Source organism: Streptomyces doebereineriae, from assembly GCF_031845645.1.
Taxonomy (GTDB): domain Bacteria; phylum Actinomycetota; class Actinomycetes; order Streptomycetales; family Streptomycetaceae; genus Streptomyces; species Streptomyces canus.
The window spans coordinates 1-456 of sequence record NZ_JAVREZ010000278.1 but is presented as its reverse complement, the minus strand read 5'-3'; the positions used below and the strand labels follow the sequence as shown (position 1 = coordinate 456).

At 66.4% G+C, this 456-nt stretch carries 1 protein-coding gene; it reads right to left on the bottom strand.

Annotated features, from left to right (window positions below; translation table 11 throughout):
* On the bottom strand, window positions 1-456 hold a 456-nt coding region (locus RNB18_RS51875; RefSeq protein WP_311721041.1), incomplete at both ends, for an SPFH domain-containing protein.

The window sequence follows — 456 nt, the reverse complement described above, 5'->3', positions numbered from 1 at the left end:
GCGCAGGATCGCGGACTGCTTCTCGCCCTCGGCGGTGAGGATCTGGGACTGCCGGATGCCTTCGGCGGTGAGGATCGCGGCGCGCTTGTCGCGGTCGGCGCGCATCTGCTTCTCCATCGAATCCTGGATGGAGGTGGGCGGTTCGATCGCCTTGAGCTCGACGCGGTTGACGCGGATGCCCCACTTGCCGGTGGCCTCGTCGAGGACGCCGCGCAGGGCCGCGTTGATCTCCTCGCGGGAGGTGAGGGTGCGCTCCAGGTCCATGCCGCCGATGATGTTGCGGAGGGTGGCGACGGTGAGCTGTTCGATCGCCTGGATGTAGGAGGCGACTTCGTAGGTCGCGGCGCGGGCGTCGGTCACCTGGTAGTAGATGACGGTGTCGATGTTGACAACCAGGTTGTCCTGGGTGATGACCGGCTGCGGGGGGAAGGGCACAACCTGTTCACGGAGGTCGAT